This window comes from Methylobacterium sp. BI1, assembly GCF_056680125.1.
The window spans coordinates 564,102-578,968 of the sequence record NZ_CM155267.1 but is presented as its reverse complement, the minus strand read 5'-3'; the positions used below and the strand labels follow the sequence as shown (position 1 = coordinate 578,968).

Genomic DNA, 14,867 nt, shown 5'->3' with positions numbered 1-14,867 from the left:
ACTGACGGAAGAAAAACCTTACGCGGTGGCCTCGCCGTACATCTTCTCGACGTGCTCCCAGTTCACCAGGTTCTCGATGAACGCCTTGAGGTAGTCGGGGCGGCGGTTGCGGTAGTCGATGTAGTAGGAGTGCTCCCAGACGTCGACGCCGAGGATCGGCTTGGCGCCGTGCACGAGGGGGTTCTCGCCGTTCGGGGTCTTCATGATCGCGAGCTTGCCGTCCTTGACCGCGAGCCAGGCCCAGCCCGAGCCGAACTGGCCGACACCGGCCTGGATGAAGTCGGCCTTGAACTTCTCGAATCCGCCGAGGTCCTCGTCGATCTTCTTGGCGAGCGCGCCCGGAGCGGCGCCGCCGCCGTTGGGCTTCATCCACTGCCAGAAGTGGATGTGGTTGTAGTGCTGGCCGGCATTGTTGAAGAGCGGCTGGTTGTTGCCGTAGGCCGAGGTCAGGACCTCCTCGACGCTCTTGCCCTCGAGACCCGTGCCTTCGAGCAGCTTGTTGCCCGTGTCGACATAGGCCTTGTGATGCTTGTCGTGGTGAAACTCGAGGGTTTCCTTCGACATGTAGGGGCCGAGCGCGTCGTAGGCGTAGGGCAGTTCGGGCAGGGTGAAGGTCATGGGCAACTCTCCGGCTCGTGAGACATTGGACGCAGGACAACGCGCGACCGGCGCGCGACCCTGTCACCAACGCGCCGTTACGTAAGTCGATGCCCGGGGGAAGTCGATGCCCGGGTGCGGTCGATACCCGGCGGCGGCGATCGGAGGGGGCCTGCGCGGTGGGCGGCCGCGCCCGACGCGCGATTGTGCGTTTTGCAAATGCCCCCCAGGCCTTTAGTGTGCGCGCCGCACCTGAAGGTGCAGGCGTTTGTCGAGACATCCATGAATATCGCGCTGTTCGCGCTGGCCGCCGTCATGATCGTCGGCGGAATCGTATCGGTCATCCAGGGTTTCCCCTTCGTCCGGCTGGAGAGCGGCCTCGCCATGACCATCGCGGGCGCTACCACGGCGTCGGCCGGGGCCGTGGTGCTGGGCCTGGCGGTCGTGGCGGGCCGCCTGCGCGGCCTGGAGCGCGCCGTCCGCGAGGCGCCGCCGGCGCCCCAGTCCGCCCCCCCGGCCGAGACCGAGCTCGCCCTCCCCGGGGCAGCGGACCCGAGCGCCGCGCTGCGGGCCCGGCCGAGCCTGGCCGCCACCGCCGCGAGCCTGGGCGCGGGCCTCGGCGCCGGCGCGGGCCTTGGCGCTGGCGCGGGCATTGGCGCGGGTCTTGGCGCTGGCGCGGGCATTGGCGCGGGTCTTGGCGCGGGTCTTGGCGCTGGCGCGGGCTTGGCAGGCGCCGCGTCCACCCGCCCCGGCCTGGAACCGACCTTCTTCGATCCTGCCCCGCCCGCCCCGGAGCCTTCGGCCGCCGAACCTCTGCTGCCGAACCTCCTGCCGGCGGACGCGCCCCACGACCGTCCGGAGCCGCGGATCCCGGAGCCGGACTTCGCCGACGTCGCACCGGGGCCCGAGACCCGGGCGACGGAGGACGACCTGTTCGACGTGCCGGCGCCCAAGCCCCTGCTGGAGCCTGTGCCCGTGCCGGTGCCGGTGCCGGAGCCCGCCCCCGCGCTCGGGAGCGCCCCCCGCTTCGTGGAGGCCGAAGCGCAGCCCCACCGCGCGCCCGACCCCGTGCCCCCGCCGCCCGCCGCAATCGCGGCGGCCGAGGTCGTGGACGCTCCCGCGGAGAAGCCCGAACCGACCCCGGAGCCGCCGGCCGCCGAGCCCACGGCCCCCGTCGCGGAGGAACCGCAGGTGGTCGGCACCTACGCCTCGGGGGGGAACACCTACGTGATGTATTCCACCGGCGTGATCGAGGCGGACACGCCGCGGGGCCGCTTCACCTTCGGCTCCCTCGACGAGCTCAAGGCCTTCGTCGAGGCGGGCGGGGAGACCGACAGCCGCGGCGCGGCCTGATCGCGGGACCACCCTTGGCGGGCGCCCTCAGGCCAGCGGATTCAGCGCCGCGTTGCGGACCGGCAGGGGCGCCCGCATCGTCAGGGTGAACCCCTCCGGCGGGTAGTCCATCGAGACCTCGGCCCGGACCTGGGCCGTCAGCACCCGCTGGAGCAGGCGCGAGCCGAAGCCCTGCCGCTTGGGCGGCGCGACCGGTGGGCCACCGCTCTCGACCCAGGTGAAGTGCAGGGTCCCGGCCGGACCGCCGGGCTCGAGCGCCCAGGTGATCGCCACTCGGCCGTCCCGGGTGGACAGGGCCCCGTACTTGGCGGCGTTCGTGGTCAACTCGTGGATCGCCATGCCGATCGGCACCGCGACCTCGGACGCCATGTCGACGGGCGGTCCGGAGAGCTGGATGCGGGCGTCCCGCTCCTCCGCACCGTTCAGGGATCCTTCCGCGTAGGGCTTCAGCTCGTTGGCGAGCAGGGTGCGCAGGGACGCCGTCTGCCAGGTGTCCTCGGTGAGGACCGAGTGGGTGTGGGCCAGGGACATGATCCGGCCGACGAAGGCCTCGTAGAAGCTCTCGATGCTGGAGGCGGTGCGGGCGGTCGATCCGACGATGGCCTGGACCGTGGCCAGGGTGTTCTTCACCCGGTGGTGCAGTTCGCGGATCAGGAGCGTCTGGCGCTCCTCGGCGAGCCGGCGCTCCGTCACGTCGGCCACGACCCCGATCAGGCGCCGGGGCAGGCGGTTGGGCGCATCGCGCTCGAAGCGCCCGGCGAAGTCGAGGGTGCGCCATGCCCCGTCGCTGAGGCGGCGGATGCGACCCGAGACCGCCAGGGTGCTGTCCTCGCGCAGGGCCTGCGAGATCGCGGCCCGGAAGGCCGGGCGGTCGTCCGGGTGCAGCACGGTCTCGAGGAATTCGCGCTTGCCCAGCGCGCCGTCGGCGGCACTGCGCCCGAAGATCGCGAACATGCGCTCGTTCTCCCAGATGGCCTGGTCGTCGAGCATGTGCCACTCGAAGATCCCGAGGGCCGCCAGGGAGGTGGCGATGCGCAGGCGCTGCTCGCCGTCCCGCAGGGCGTTGCGGGCCTCCACGTGGGTGGTCACGTCCTCGACCACGCCGACCAGGGCCGCGGGCCGACCGCTGCCCTCCCCCGCCGGGATGGCCTGCCCCCGCACCCCGACATCGATGGTGGTGCCGTCCGGCGCACGGCGCAGGCGGCATTCGAAGGCGAAGGGCGCGCCGTCCCGTAGGGATGCGCGGACCTGGGCGCGGATGCGGGCGACCTCGCCGCTGTCCATCGCGGCCTGAAGGCGGTTCCAGGTGACCGGATCGTCGGCGGCATAGCCGAGAAGGTGCGCGGCCCGGCGCGACAGGACGACCCGGCCGTCGGCGAAGTCGTAGCGCCATTCGCCCAGGCCCGCCGCCGTCAGGGCGGCGCGGTTTTCCTCGGCCCGCACGACCTCGTCGGGATCGACGGCCTCGACCACGAGGATCTGCAGGTCGTCCCGCCGCTTGGAGGGACGGATGCGCATGTCGAGGCCGGTGCCGTCCGCCCGGAGCCAGCGCCGGATGCAGACGCGCTGGGCCACGGCGCCGAGGACCGAGAGGGCCCGCCCGTCGAGCGCGCCCGGCTCATAGCCCAGGAGGTCGCAGAGATGGGGGTTGGCGTCCCGGATGAGGCCGGCCCCGTCCACGACCAGGATGCCGATCGGCGCCTGCGCGAAGGCGGTCCCGCGCAGGTCCGCATCCGGTCCCGGCGCGGGCTCCGACGCCGGGTCCGTCCCGACGCCCGCGACAGGAGACGCGCCCATGGAAGACGCACCCATGGAAGACGCACCCACGGAAGACTTGCCGATGGGAGACACGCCCATGGAAGGCACGCCCATGGAAGACTTGCCTGGATCCACGGAAGACTTGTCCGAAGCGTCGTGCACGCCACATCCTCGCTCGGCGCGTCCGACCTCGTGTCACGGACGCACGGCCGCGCTCCACCGGAAGGCTCGCGCGTCGTCGGCGCCTATCAGACAACCGAAGACCGGGCGGAACAAGGCCGGGCTGAGATGGGGATGCGTGTTTCCCGAACAACCCCACCAAAAGGATGTCGGCAAACCAGTTTGCGCCGCCGCGCTCAGGCCCGCGCCCTCAGGCCGGTCCGACCCGGCGGAACTCGAGGTAGCTCGGCGGCCGGCCCGCGGCGAGGGCCTTCGCCTCGTAGCGGGTACCCGGCCAATCCGACCAGGGCCGCGTCCAGTCCCGGGCCGCCTCGGCGGTCCAGGCGAGGTCCGGACAGCGCGCGGCGCGAACCAGGGTCCAGCCGGCGTAATCGTCGATGTCGCTGGCGAAGCGGAACACGCCGCCGGGCCGGAGGACGCGGGCGATCTCCGCGAGGGCGCCGTCGGAGACGAAGCGGCGCTTGCGCTGCCGGCGCTTGGGCCAGGGATCGGGATAGAGCAGGTAGACCCGGGCCAGGCTGGCATCGGGCAGGGCCGCCAGCAGGGCGGTCGCGTCCTCGTCCCAGATCCGGACGTTGCGGAGGTCCGCCTCGTCCACCGCGCGCAGGAGCTTGACCACGCCGTTGACGAAGGGCTCCGCGCCGATGATGCCGGTGCGGGGGTGGGCGGTCGCCTGGGCGGCGAGGTGCTCGCCGCCGCCGAAGCCGATCTCGAGCCAGACCTCGTCCACCGGCACGGGAAACAGGCTCGGAGGATCGAGATGCGCGCCGGCCGGCGGCAGGGCCAGCCGGAGGCTCGGCAGCAGCGCGGACAGGCGCTGCTCCTGGCCGGCCCGCAGGCGCTTGCCCTTGCGGCGGCCGTAGAAGGCGCGGTCGGCGCCCTCCGGTGGTTCGTGCCCGCCCGGATGGGGCGGGAGCTGGTCCCGCCCCAGGCTCATGGGATCAGGACAGGGCCGACTTGAGGCTGTCGGCGAGGTCGGTGCGCTCCCACGAGAAGCCGCCATCGGCCTCCGGCGCGCGGCCGAAATGGCCGTAGGCGGAGGTGCGGGCGTAGATCGGCTTGTTGAGGCCGAGCTTCGTGCGGATGCCGCGGGGCGACAGGTCGAGGGCGTTCATCAGCACGTCCTCGAGCTTGGCCTCGTCGACCTGGCCGGTGCCGTGCAGGTCGACGTAGATCGAGAGCGGCTTGGCGACGCCGATGGCGTAGGCGAGCTGGATCGTCGCGCGGGTGGCGAGGCCGGCCGCCACCACGTTCTTGGCGAGGTAGCGCGCCGCGTAGGCGGCCGAGCGGTCGACCTTCGTCGGATCCTTGCCCGAGAAGGCGCCGCCGCCGTGGGGCGCCGCGCCGCCGTAGGTGTCGACGATGATCTTGCGGCCGGTGAGGCCGGCATCGCCGTCGGGACCGCCGATCACGAACTTGCCGGTGGGGTTCACGTGCCAGACGGTCTCCTCGGAGACCCAGTTCTGCGGCAGGGCGGCCAGGATGTAGGGCTCGACGATGGCGCGCACGTCGGCCGAGTCGAGGGACTCGTCGAGGTGCTGGGTCGAGAGCACGATCTGCGTGACGCCGACCGGGCGGCCGTTCTCGTAGCGGACGGTGACCTGGCTCTTGGCGTCGGGACCGAGCTTGGCGGCGTCGCCCTGACGGGCCTTGCGGGCGTCGGCGAGGTCCTTGAGGATCTTGTGGGCATAGTAGATCGGCGCCGGCATCAGCTCGGGCGTCTCGTCGGAGGCGTAGCCGAACATGATGCCCTGGTCGCCCGCGCCCTCGTCCTTATTACCGGACGAGTCGACGCCCTGGGCGATGTCGGCGGACTGGGCATGCAGGTGGATGGCGATGTCGTTGTGCTTCCAGTGGAAGCCCGACTGCTCGTAGCCGATGTCCTTCACCGCAGCGCGGGTCAGCTCGGTGAGATGGTCGAAGGTCACCGAATCGGGGCCGCGCACCTCGCCCGCGATGACGATCCGGTTGGTGGTGGCCAGGGTCTCGACCCCGAGGCGGGCCTCCGGCATCGCCGCGAGGTAGGCGTCGACGACGGTGTCGGAGATCCGGTCGCACACCTTGTCGGGATGGCCTTCCGAGACGGACTCGCTCGTGAACAGGTAGTTTGAACGCGGCATTGAAGGCCCCATGCTGTGGGCGCCCAGGATGTCGCGGCGCCGTTCCTGATTGTTCAGGGGCGAGTGTCTGGCAGGGTGGCTCGATAGGGTCAAGCCGGAAGACCGGATAAATCCGTCAAAGCGAACGAATCGGACGATAGATCAGCCGTCGAGCTGGCGTCCGATCGCCTGCAGGATCGCGGCGAACCGCCGGCGCTCCGGCTCGGGGAAATGCGTGTTCACGTGCTGTACCACGACGTCGGTCAGGCCCAGCCAGGGATTGTCGGCCGCGTAGACCTCCTGCGGCCTTTCGGAGAATCCCGCATCCGCCTCGCCGCCGGACGACGCCGCGCCCTCGTGCGCCAGCCCGTCGAAGAAGTAGGCGATCGGCACCCCTGTCAGCCGGCTGAAGGTGTCGAGGTGGATGGCGCTGATGCGGTTGGTGCCCTTCTCGTATTTCTGAAGCTGGGCGGCCGACATCCCGAAGCTCTGGGCGACGCGCTTCTGGGTCAGGGACGCCCGCTTGCGCTGCTCGGCGATTCGCTGCCCCACATGGACGTCCCGCGCGTCGGTCTTCTGCCCAGCCATCTCGCCCGTCCCACGCTCTGCTGCGAGCTCCTGCAGCGCCAGGGCCTGACCACGTCCGGACCCTTCGCCCTCAGCGAAGCTTCGCTGCGGAGACGACCTGCCTTCCGTTCGCCCGGCGGGACGGTATGGCCCCCTCCCGCAGGCGTCAAACCGAACCGGACCCGGGGGACCGTCCGGCCGGGCGATCATGTGGACAAGCCGCCGACCCCACATTTCCCGCATCGCGCCCGGGGCCCGGCGGCAGCCCGGTCGCGCGCTGAACTCGACCGACGATCCGGTGACGCAGGGCGAGATCGTGCGGCACATCAAGACATGTGCCGGTCAAGACACGACAGGTCAAAGAACGGTCATGCCCGATTTCGCGCCGCGAACGGTCAGAGACCTTGACCAATCCTGAAAGAATATGCGGCAAGCCTATATTTCTCGCATCTGAGGAATTTCATGGGGTCCTCGTGATGCAAAACGTATCAGGCAGACCTATACTCTTCACCTAAGGCGCGGCGAAGGCAGCGCAAGAGAGGACCACGCGCTCCATGACTATGGGACATCATCAACAGACGGCCACGATCCTGCCCTTCCGCAATCCGCGGACCTCCGCACCCCAGGGATCACAGGCGATCGGCAAGACCGACGGCGCACCCAAGGGCCAGCGCCCGGCCCAGGTGGCCTACCACGACAGCTGGTATCATCAGGCGGCCATCGAGGAAGACACCCGGACCCGCAAGCCTTAAGGACGGGCTGCCCAGAGCACGCGACCGTTCGGACGTCGGCCCGAAGACTGCGCGCACGGACTGCGCGCACGCGCCGGGCCCTGCCAGGGCGGGGCATGCCGGGCAAAGTGGCCTCGAACCTCTCAGACGAAATCGTTGCAAGCGCGGCCCGGACATCCCGCGAGCAGGGCATGGCGCGCGACACGGCGCATGCGTGGTGGCGTCCCCGGCAGGTCTCGAACCTGCGACCCCAGGTTTCATCCCACTTCGGCTTCCGCCGCCGCGCGCCCGAAAGCGCCCGTTCGTGGTCTGGACTATCCCTCCACCGTAGGCTTCGTCGCCGAACCCCTTAGGTGCCGCCCGTCTAGTCTCTACACCGTCCCGAGGCCCGCGGATGCGGGTGCCGGGCTTGGCTCGGGATTGGCTGCGTGCGCCGGCGGCACACGTTGAGCGTTCCCCGAATTTGAGCGGATCCGCCGCGCGGTTTCCCCTCGCGACGCCCAATTGTGATCTAGGAAACCTGTGCTCTGTCCAGCTGAGCTACGGAGACTCACCGGGGGTGTTCCTAGCATCATCGTCCGGACCCGCCAACCGGGGACGCACGCCTCGGCCGGCCGGAGCACGAGGCTCGGCGCCTGTGGCCATCTTGCCGCAATGCGGCATGAACCGCCCTGCGCAGCGGCGCCCTTCCTTGTCTCCGCCCCGTACGGGGCGACAATGGCGTGGGATTCGCGCCATCGCCCGGGAGTCGGTTTTCGTGACGATCGCACAGCGACGATCGCCCCGCCTGCGGGGAGCACGGCGTCTCGGCCTCGCCGTGAGCGCCGTGCTCGCGCTGCCGAATCCGGCCGGCGCGGTGGCGCCCGAGTGCCGTGAGGCGCCGGCTCGGGCGGAGCGTCTCGCCGGCCTCGACCCGCGGGGCGAATTGATCCTCGCCTCGGGCCATCGGGCCGTGCTGGACGGCGTGCGCTGGCCGGACGGCGCAGAGCAGGCCTCGGAGGCCCGCGCCTGGCTGCTCGCCCGGACCGGACGCGCCCTGACGCTGGTCGCCCGGGGCGAGAGCGATCGATGGGGCCGGGCCCATGTCGACGCGACGCTGGACGAGACCGACGCCGAGGCGACGACGCCCGACCTCGCGGCCGGTCTGGTGGCCCTCGGCCTCGTCGCGGTCGATGCGGGCGAGCGGGACACCCTGTGCCGGCCGGCCCTCCTGGCGGTGGAGGCCGGGGCGCGGCGGCGCGGCAGCGGCCTCTGGCGCCAAACCGGTCCGGACGTCCAGGACGGCCCGGCCCTGCGCGCCAGACTGGGTCGCTTCGTCGTGCTGCAGGGGGCGGTACGGTGGGTCGGCGAGCGCCCACGCCGGACCTATCTCGACTTCGTGCGCCGGGGCGAGGATGGGCTGACCGTGACCGTGTCGAAACGCACTTGGCGCGTCTTGCAGGAACGTGGTTTGAGTGCGGCCTCCCTGCGCGGGCGGCAGGTCCGGGTGCGGGGGGTGGTCGAGGCGTGGCTCGGCCCGACCCTCGACATCGCGAGTGCCGACATGATCGAAGTTCTGGACGGGGAGCAGGCGCAGCGGCGCTGAACGGCATGGGTTCGATCCTCCGCCTCACGATGCGCGCGACGGCCGCTCCGTCGCCGGCGCGCCGTCTCCGGCCCGGCCGGCACGCCGCCTGGCCGCTCCTCGGACTGCTGCTCTCGGGCTGCATCGGCGACCAGACCGGTGCCGTCGTGCAGAAGGCGACGCTGGCCGTGCCCCGCGAGGCGCCGCGCACGACGGGGCGCGAGCGCACCGCCTCGGATGCGGACCACGCCAAGCTGGTGGCTTCCTTCGGCGGCGAGTACCGGTCCCCGGCGACGCTCCGCCTGGTCAGCGACGTGACCGACCGCCTCGTCAAGGCGACCGAGCGGCCGGAGGAGACCTACGCGGTCACCCTGCTCGATTCGCCCGTCATCAACGCCTTCGCACTGCCGAGCGGCCGGCTCTACGTCACCCGGGGCCTGCTGGCGCTGGCGAGCGACACCTCCGAGGTGGCCGCCGTCCTCGCCCACGAGATCGCCCACGTCACCCTGCGCCACGCCACGGCGCGCACCGAGCTGGCCTTGCGCTCGCAGCTGGTGAGCAAGGTCGTGGCCGACGTGCTCAACGACCCCGTGACGGGCGCCCAGCTCCAGAGCCAGTCGAAATTCGCCCTGGCCCGGTTCTCGCGCGACCAGGAACTGGAGGCCGACAGCGTCGGGGTGCGTACCCTGGCGCGCGCCGGCTACGATCCGTTCGGCGCCGGCCGGTTCCTCACGGCCTTGAGCCGGACCACGGCCCTGAAGACCGGTACCGGCATGGCGGGCGAACCCGACATGCTGGCGACCCATCCGGGCACCACCGAGCGCATCACCCTGGTGACCCGCGCCGCCCGCCTCATCGGGGCCCCCGGCCTCGGGGTCGACGAGCGCGCCCGCTACCTCGCGGCCATCGACGGCATCGCCTATGGCGACAATCCGGGGGACGGCGTCGTGCGCGGGCGCAAGTTCCTCCATCCGGCCCTCGGCATCGCCTTCGAGGTGCCGGAGGGCTTCTCCATCGAGAACACCCGGAACGCGGTCCTGGGCACCACCGGAGAGGGCAGCCGGCGCCTGCTCTTCGATCAGGTCGAGAGCAATCCGGGCCAGGGCCTCGACGAAGTGCTGAAGGCGACCTGGAACGACGTCGTCGAGCCGGGCTCCCTGGAGAACCGGATGGTCGCCGGCTACCCGGCGGCGACGGCCCTGTCCCGCGGCAAGGACTGGACCTTCCGCCTCGCCGTGATCCGCGTCGGCGAGACCACCTTCCGGATGATCATGGCGGCCAAGGGCAGCACCGATCCGGACGGCGCGTTCCGGCGCTGGACCGAGAGCCTGTCGGCGATCGATCCGGCCGAGGCCCGGACCCTGCGGCCCCTGCGCCTCGTGGTGGTGACGGCCGGCGCCGGCGAGACCGTCGAGACCCTGGCGCAGCGCATGGTGGTTCCGGACAAGCCGGTTGAGCGCTTCCTCGTGCTGAACGGCCTGGAGCGCGGCGCCACCCTCCGGACCGGCCAGCCCTACAAGGTCGTGGTGGAATAGACGCGCGCGGCGAGCGGCGCCGGCCGGCGCCCGGCCGTGCGGGACAGGGTTGACCGCTCCGGTTTCGCCGGTCGCCTCAGGCGTCGTGCCGAGAGCCCGGCTTGAGAGCCCAGGCCGAAACCGCGCGCCGCCGCAATCCCGGCGTGCGGAGCCATAATAAATCAGCGTCCGCCCCAGTCGTGACCTTTAATAGCTCATAGTCGACACGCGCATTTGTCTGGGACGTCGGACGTCGTTCAGGCTATAATCCAGCCCAGATCATGCCCGCCGTGCCTGCCCGGTCGGATGCGGCTGACCCCGGAGCCTTCGAGACCTGACATGCTCGCGATCCTGAGCAGCTTCCTCGACCGCACCAGCCTGGCGCCGCACGGGATCTGCCTGCTGTGGCGGCCGGAGCTGATCTGGACGCATGTCGTCTCGGACGCGATCATCGCCTTCGCCTACTTCACCATCCCGGTCGCGCTGGGAGTCTTCGTGACCCGGCGGCGCGACATCGCCTTCGGGTGGATGTTCTGGGCCTTCGCCCTGTTCATCCTCGCCTGCGGCACCACCCACCTCTTCGCGATCTGGACCCTCTGGGTGCCGGACTACGCGGCGGAGGCCGCGATCAAGGCGGTCACGGCCGCCGCCTCGATCGTGACGGCGATCCTGCTCTGGGTCCTGCTGCCGCGGGCCCTCGCCCTGCCCTCGCCCGACCAGTTGCGCAGGGCGAATGCCGAGCTGCTGGCGCGGATCGACGAGCGCGACGCGGCGCTGGCCGCCCTGCACGAGGCCCATGCCGAGCGCGACCAGGCCGAGGAGATGCTGCGCCAGAGCCAGAAGATGGAGGCCATCGGCGCTCTCACGGGGGGCGTCGCCCACGACTTCAACAACCTGCTCGGCGTCGTCATCAGCAACCTCGACCGGATCGAGCGCTTCCTGCCGCCCGAGAGCGGGGCTCGCCGCTCGCTGACCGGTGCACTGACCGGGGCCGAGCGCGCCGCGGCCCTGGTGCAGAAGATGCTCGCCTTCTCCCGCCGGCAGCCGCTCCGGCCGGCCCGGGTCGACCCGAACCGGCTGATCCGCGACCTGTCCGAACTCCTGCGCGGTGCCCTCGGCGCGGTGGAGGGTCCGGAAATGGCCCTCGCGCCCCAGGTCTGGCCCGTTTGCGTCGACGCCAACCAACTGGAGAACGCCCTGCTGAACCTCGCGGTGAATGCCCGCGACGCGACCGAGACGGGGGGACGCGCGGTGATCCGCACCCGCAACGTTCCCGCCGCGGAGGCCGAGCGGATTCCCGCCCTGCGCCCCGTCGATCACGTGGCCATCGAGCTCGCGGATAGCGGCCGGGGCATGGCCCCCGAGGTTCTCGCCCGCGCGTTCGAGCCCTTCTTCACCACCAAGGCGGTGGGCGAGGGCACCGGCCTCGGCCTGAGTCAGGTCTTCGGCTTTGCCAAGCAATCCGATGGGCACGTCGAGATTCAAAGCGAACCGGGCCGGGGCACGACAGTATGGATCTACTTGCCTCGTGATCGAACCGAGTTATCGTCCCCTCATCCGAGTGAAGAGGCGTCCCGACTCGGTCGCACACCACGCCTAAGCTACGCCTGACGGAACGCCACAACGATGAGCGGCTCGGCCAAACCACGGATCCTCATGGTGGAGGACGAGTCTCTGCTACTCGAAGTCATCACGGCCGATCTCGAGGATGCCGGCTTCGCCGTCTTCCAGGCGGCGACCGCCGAGATCGCCCTGGATATCCTGAAGGCGGAAGCGTCCGTCGACATCCTGTTCACCGATATTCGGCTGCCGGGCCTGATGGACGGATGGCAGCTCGCCGAGGCCGCGCGGGCCCTGCGTCCCGACCTGCCGGTCATCTACGCCACGGGGTTCTCGCAGACGCCGCCCCGCCTCATCGCGGGCAGCCTGTTCTTCACAAAGCCCTACCGGGCGGCGACGCTGATCAAGGCGATCGAGTCCTTCGAGGTCAGGCCGAACGCGTGACGCAGCCCCCCGGCCCCACCCGCCGCGCCGTCGCGGTCGCCGGGCTCGCGGGCGCCGCCGCGCTGACCGCCGTCGGAGCCTCGTCGGCTGGGTCCTCTTCGGCCGGGCCGTCCGGGGCGGAGCCGGCGCGCGCGCTGCGCATCGCGATGCTGCTCTATCCGGGCATGACCGCCCTCGATCTCGTCGGCCCGCAGGCGCTGCTGGCCGGCATCGCCGGAGGCGGGCTGCACCTCGTGGCGCGCACGGCCGGCCCCGTCGCGTCGGATACCGGCCTCGTCCTCCTGGCCGGGGACAGCTTCGAGACCTGCCCGCGCGACCTCGACGTGCTGTTCGTGCCGGGAGGCGACGGCACACCCGCGCAGATGCGCGATGCCGAGACCCTGGCCTTCTTGCGCGACCGGGCGGCACGGGCCGGCTGGATCACCAGCGTCTGCACCGGCTCGCTGATCCTCGGGGCGGCCGGCCTGCTCCGGGGCTACCGCGCCACCTCGCACTGGTGCGTGCGGGACCAGGTGCTGCCGCGCCTCGGGGCCGTTCCGGTGGATGAACGGGTGGTGTTCGACCGCAACCGCGTCACGGCGGCGGGCATCTCGGCGGGCTTGGATTTCGCCCTGGCGCTCGCCGCGCGGCTCGCCGGGCCCGAGGCGGCCCGCACGAGCCAGCTCGTGGCCGAGTACGCCCCGGCGCCGCCCGTCCAGGCCGGGACGCCGGACCTGGCTGGCCCGGCCATCACCGCGCGGGCGCGGGCGATCCTCCGCCCGCTGATCGAGGGCGCGGAGGCCGCCGCCGCCGAGGCGGCGATCACGCGCCCGTGACCGGAGTGCGGCCCGAAACCGGCTGGTGCCGTCATTCGCCGTTTGCCACTGCGCTGGGCACACGCCAAGATCGCAGATCACGACGATGACACCCTTGCCATCCTCTTCCGGGTCCGCCCGCCTGGCCGGGCGGACCACCCGCTCCCAACCAGGATAGGACCAACCCATGGCGGCAGGCCTCGCGGGCGACCTCACGCGCACGAAATCGCTGGAGCGGCTGAACCGCGACGCGGAAGGCGGCGAGCACAAGCTCGCCCGCACCCTCGGCCCCTGGAGCCTGATCGCCCTCGGCATCGGCGCGGTGATCGGCGCCGGCCTGTTCTCCCTGACCGGCATCGCGGCGGCCGAGCATGCGGGCCCCGCGGTGGTGATCTCCTTCGCCATCGCCTCCATCGCCTGCGCCTTCGCGGGCATGTGCTACAGCGAGCTCGCCGGCATGATCCCGGTGGCGGGCTCGGCCTACACCTACGCCTACGCCACCATGGGCGAGTTCGTGGCCTGGATCATCGGCTGGGACCTCGTGCTCGAATACGCGGTGGGCGCCGCCACGGTCTCGGTGAGCTGGTCGAGCTACGTCACGCGCTTCCTGCGCGACACCCTCGGGATCAACCTGCCCCCGAGCCTCGTCCACTCCCCCTTCGAGACCTACGCCCTCGCGGACGGCACCACGGCGCACGGCCTCGTCAACCTGCCGGCGATCTTCATCATCGTGGCGGCCTCGGCGCTCCTGATGATCGGCATCCGGGAATCGGCCCGGGTCAATGCCGTGGTGGTGATGATCAAGCTCGCCGTGGTGGCGGTCGTGATCGGGGTCGGCCTGTTCTACATCAAGGCGCAGAACTACGTGCCGTTCATCCCCGAGAACACCGGCACCTTCGGCGAGTACGGCTGGAGCGGGATCATGCGGGGCGCCGGCGTGGTGTTCTTCGCCTATGTGGGCTTCGACGCGGTCTCGACGGCGGCACAGGAGGCCAAGAACCCCCAGCGCAACATGATGATCGGCATCCTGGGGTCGCTCGCCATCTGCACGGTGATCTACATCGCCTTCGCGGGCGTGCTCACCGGCCTCGTGCACTACGACCAGATGAAGGGCGACGCGGCGCCGGTGAACACCGCCATCGCCCAGACGCCGTTCCCGTGGCTGCGCAGCCTCGTGACGCTCGGCGTGATCGCGGGCTTCTCCACCGTGATCCTGGTGCTGCTGCTCGGCCAGAGCCGGGTGTTCTACTCCATGAGCCAGGACCGGCTGCTGCCGGGCTTCTTCTCCAAGATCCACCCGACCTGGAAGACGCCCTACCGCTCGAACCTGTTCTTCATGGTGTTCACCAGCGCCCTCGGCGGCTTCCTGCCGATCTCCCAGCTCGGCCACATGACGAGCATCGGCACGCTGCTGGCCTTCATCCTGGTCTGCGTCGGCGTCATCATCCTGCGCCGGACCCAGCCGGACGCGCGCCGCGACTACCGCACGCCCCTGGTGCCGCTGGTGCCGATCCTCGGCATCCTCAGCTGCTTTGCCATGATGGTGTCACTCGACGGGGAGACCTGGCTGCGCCTGGTCGTCTGGCTCGCCATCGGTCTGCTGATCTACTTCGGCTGGAGCCGGCGCCACAGCCGCATCGGGCGCGAGGAAATGGGGCGCGAGGACGCGGCCTGATCGCGCCGGGCGGTCCCTCTCCGTCCGGGCG

13 protein-coding genes are annotated in these 14,867 nt (G+C 71.2%); 8 read left to right on the top strand and 5 right to left on the bottom strand.

Annotation, left to right across the window (positions count from 1 at the left end):
* Positions 1–18: 18 nt before the first annotated feature.
* Entirely contained in the window at positions 19–618 is a 600-nt protein-coding gene (locus AC1MGR_RS02720) for a superoxide dismutase (RefSeq protein WP_055946939.1), read from the bottom strand.
* 261 nt (positions 619–879) lie between these two features.
* Between AC1MGR_RS02720 and AC1MGR_RS02715 the strand changes: the two genes are divergently transcribed.
* Entirely contained in the window at positions 880–1,950 is a 1,071-nt protein-coding gene (locus AC1MGR_RS02715; protein ID WP_480233563.1) for a hypothetical protein, read from the top strand.
* A gap of 27 nt (positions 1,951–1,977) precedes the next feature.
* On the opposite strand, the gene AC1MGR_RS02710 is transcribed toward AC1MGR_RS02715, so the two are convergent.
* From AC1MGR_RS02710 to AC1MGR_RS02695, 4 genes are all read right to left on the bottom strand, one after another.
* Positions 1,978–3,747 (bottom strand): HWE histidine kinase domain-containing protein, encoded by a 1,770-nt coding sequence (locus AC1MGR_RS02710; RefSeq protein ID WP_480233562.1) that lies wholly within the window; start codon positions 3,745–3,747, stop codon positions 1,978–1,980.
* Positions 3,748–4,078: 331 nt separating this feature from the next.
* The gene (gene trmB / locus AC1MGR_RS02705; protein WP_480233561.1) at positions 4,079–4,825 is read right to left on the bottom strand and encodes a tRNA (guanine(46)-N(7))-methyltransferase TrmB; all 747 of its coding nucleotides are present in this window, start codon (positions 4,823–4,825) and stop codon (positions 4,079–4,081) included.
* 4 nt (positions 4,826–4,829) lie between these two features.
* Positions 4,830–6,008, bottom strand: coding sequence for a methionine adenosyltransferase (gene metK / locus AC1MGR_RS02700; protein ID WP_108036944.1), 1,179 nt, complete (start codon positions 6,006–6,008; stop codon positions 4,830–4,832).
* A 141-nt stretch (positions 6,009–6,149) separates the two neighbouring features.
* Positions 6,150–6,575, bottom strand: a complete 426-nt coding sequence (locus AC1MGR_RS02695) for a helix-turn-helix domain-containing protein (RefSeq protein ID WP_480233560.1) — start codon at positions 6,573–6,575, stop codon at positions 6,150–6,152.
* Positions 6,576–7,108: 533 nt separating this feature from the next.
* Here AC1MGR_RS02695 and AC1MGR_RS02690 point away from each other — a divergent pair.
* The 7 genes from AC1MGR_RS02690 to AC1MGR_RS02660 all read left to right on the top strand — a co-directional run bounded on the left by AC1MGR_RS02690 (position 7,109) and on the right by AC1MGR_RS02660 (position 14,836).
* The gene (locus AC1MGR_RS02690; RefSeq protein WP_480233559.1) at positions 7,109–7,306 is read left to right on the top strand and encodes a DUF2735 domain-containing protein; all 198 of its coding nucleotides are present in this window, start codon (positions 7,109–7,111) and stop codon (positions 7,304–7,306) included.
* A gap of 736 nt (positions 7,307–8,042) precedes the next feature.
* Positions 8,043–8,870 (top strand): DNA-binding protein, encoded by an 828-nt coding sequence (locus tag AC1MGR_RS02685; RefSeq protein ID WP_480233558.1) that lies wholly within the window; start codon positions 8,043–8,045, stop codon positions 8,868–8,870.
* A 5-nt stretch (positions 8,871–8,875) separates the two neighbouring features.
* Entirely contained in the window at positions 8,876–10,384 is a 1,509-nt protein-coding gene (locus AC1MGR_RS02680) for a M48 family metalloprotease (protein WP_480233557.1), read from the top strand.
* 318 nt (positions 10,385–10,702) lie between these two features.
* Positions 10,703–11,974: a sensor histidine kinase gene (locus AC1MGR_RS02675; protein ID WP_480233556.1), complete on the top strand. Its 1,272-nt coding sequence runs from the start codon at positions 10,703–10,705 to the stop codon at positions 11,972–11,974.
* A 15-nt stretch (positions 11,975–11,989) separates the two neighbouring features.
* Complete coding sequence (locus tag AC1MGR_RS02670) at positions 11,990–12,367, top strand: response regulator (RefSeq protein ID WP_108036954.1); 378 nt, start codon at positions 11,990–11,992, stop codon at positions 12,365–12,367.
* A gap of 146 nt (positions 12,368–12,513) precedes the next feature.
* The gene (locus AC1MGR_RS02665; RefSeq protein WP_108037128.1) at positions 12,514–13,182 is read left to right on the top strand and encodes a DJ-1/PfpI family protein; all 669 of its coding nucleotides are present in this window, start codon (positions 12,514–12,516) and stop codon (positions 13,180–13,182) included.
* Positions 13,183–13,348: 166 nt separating this feature from the next.
* Entirely contained in the window at positions 13,349–14,836 is a 1,488-nt protein-coding gene (locus AC1MGR_RS02660) for an amino acid permease (RefSeq protein WP_108036956.1), read from the top strand.
* The last annotated feature ends 31 nt before the right edge of the window (positions 14,837–14,867 follow it).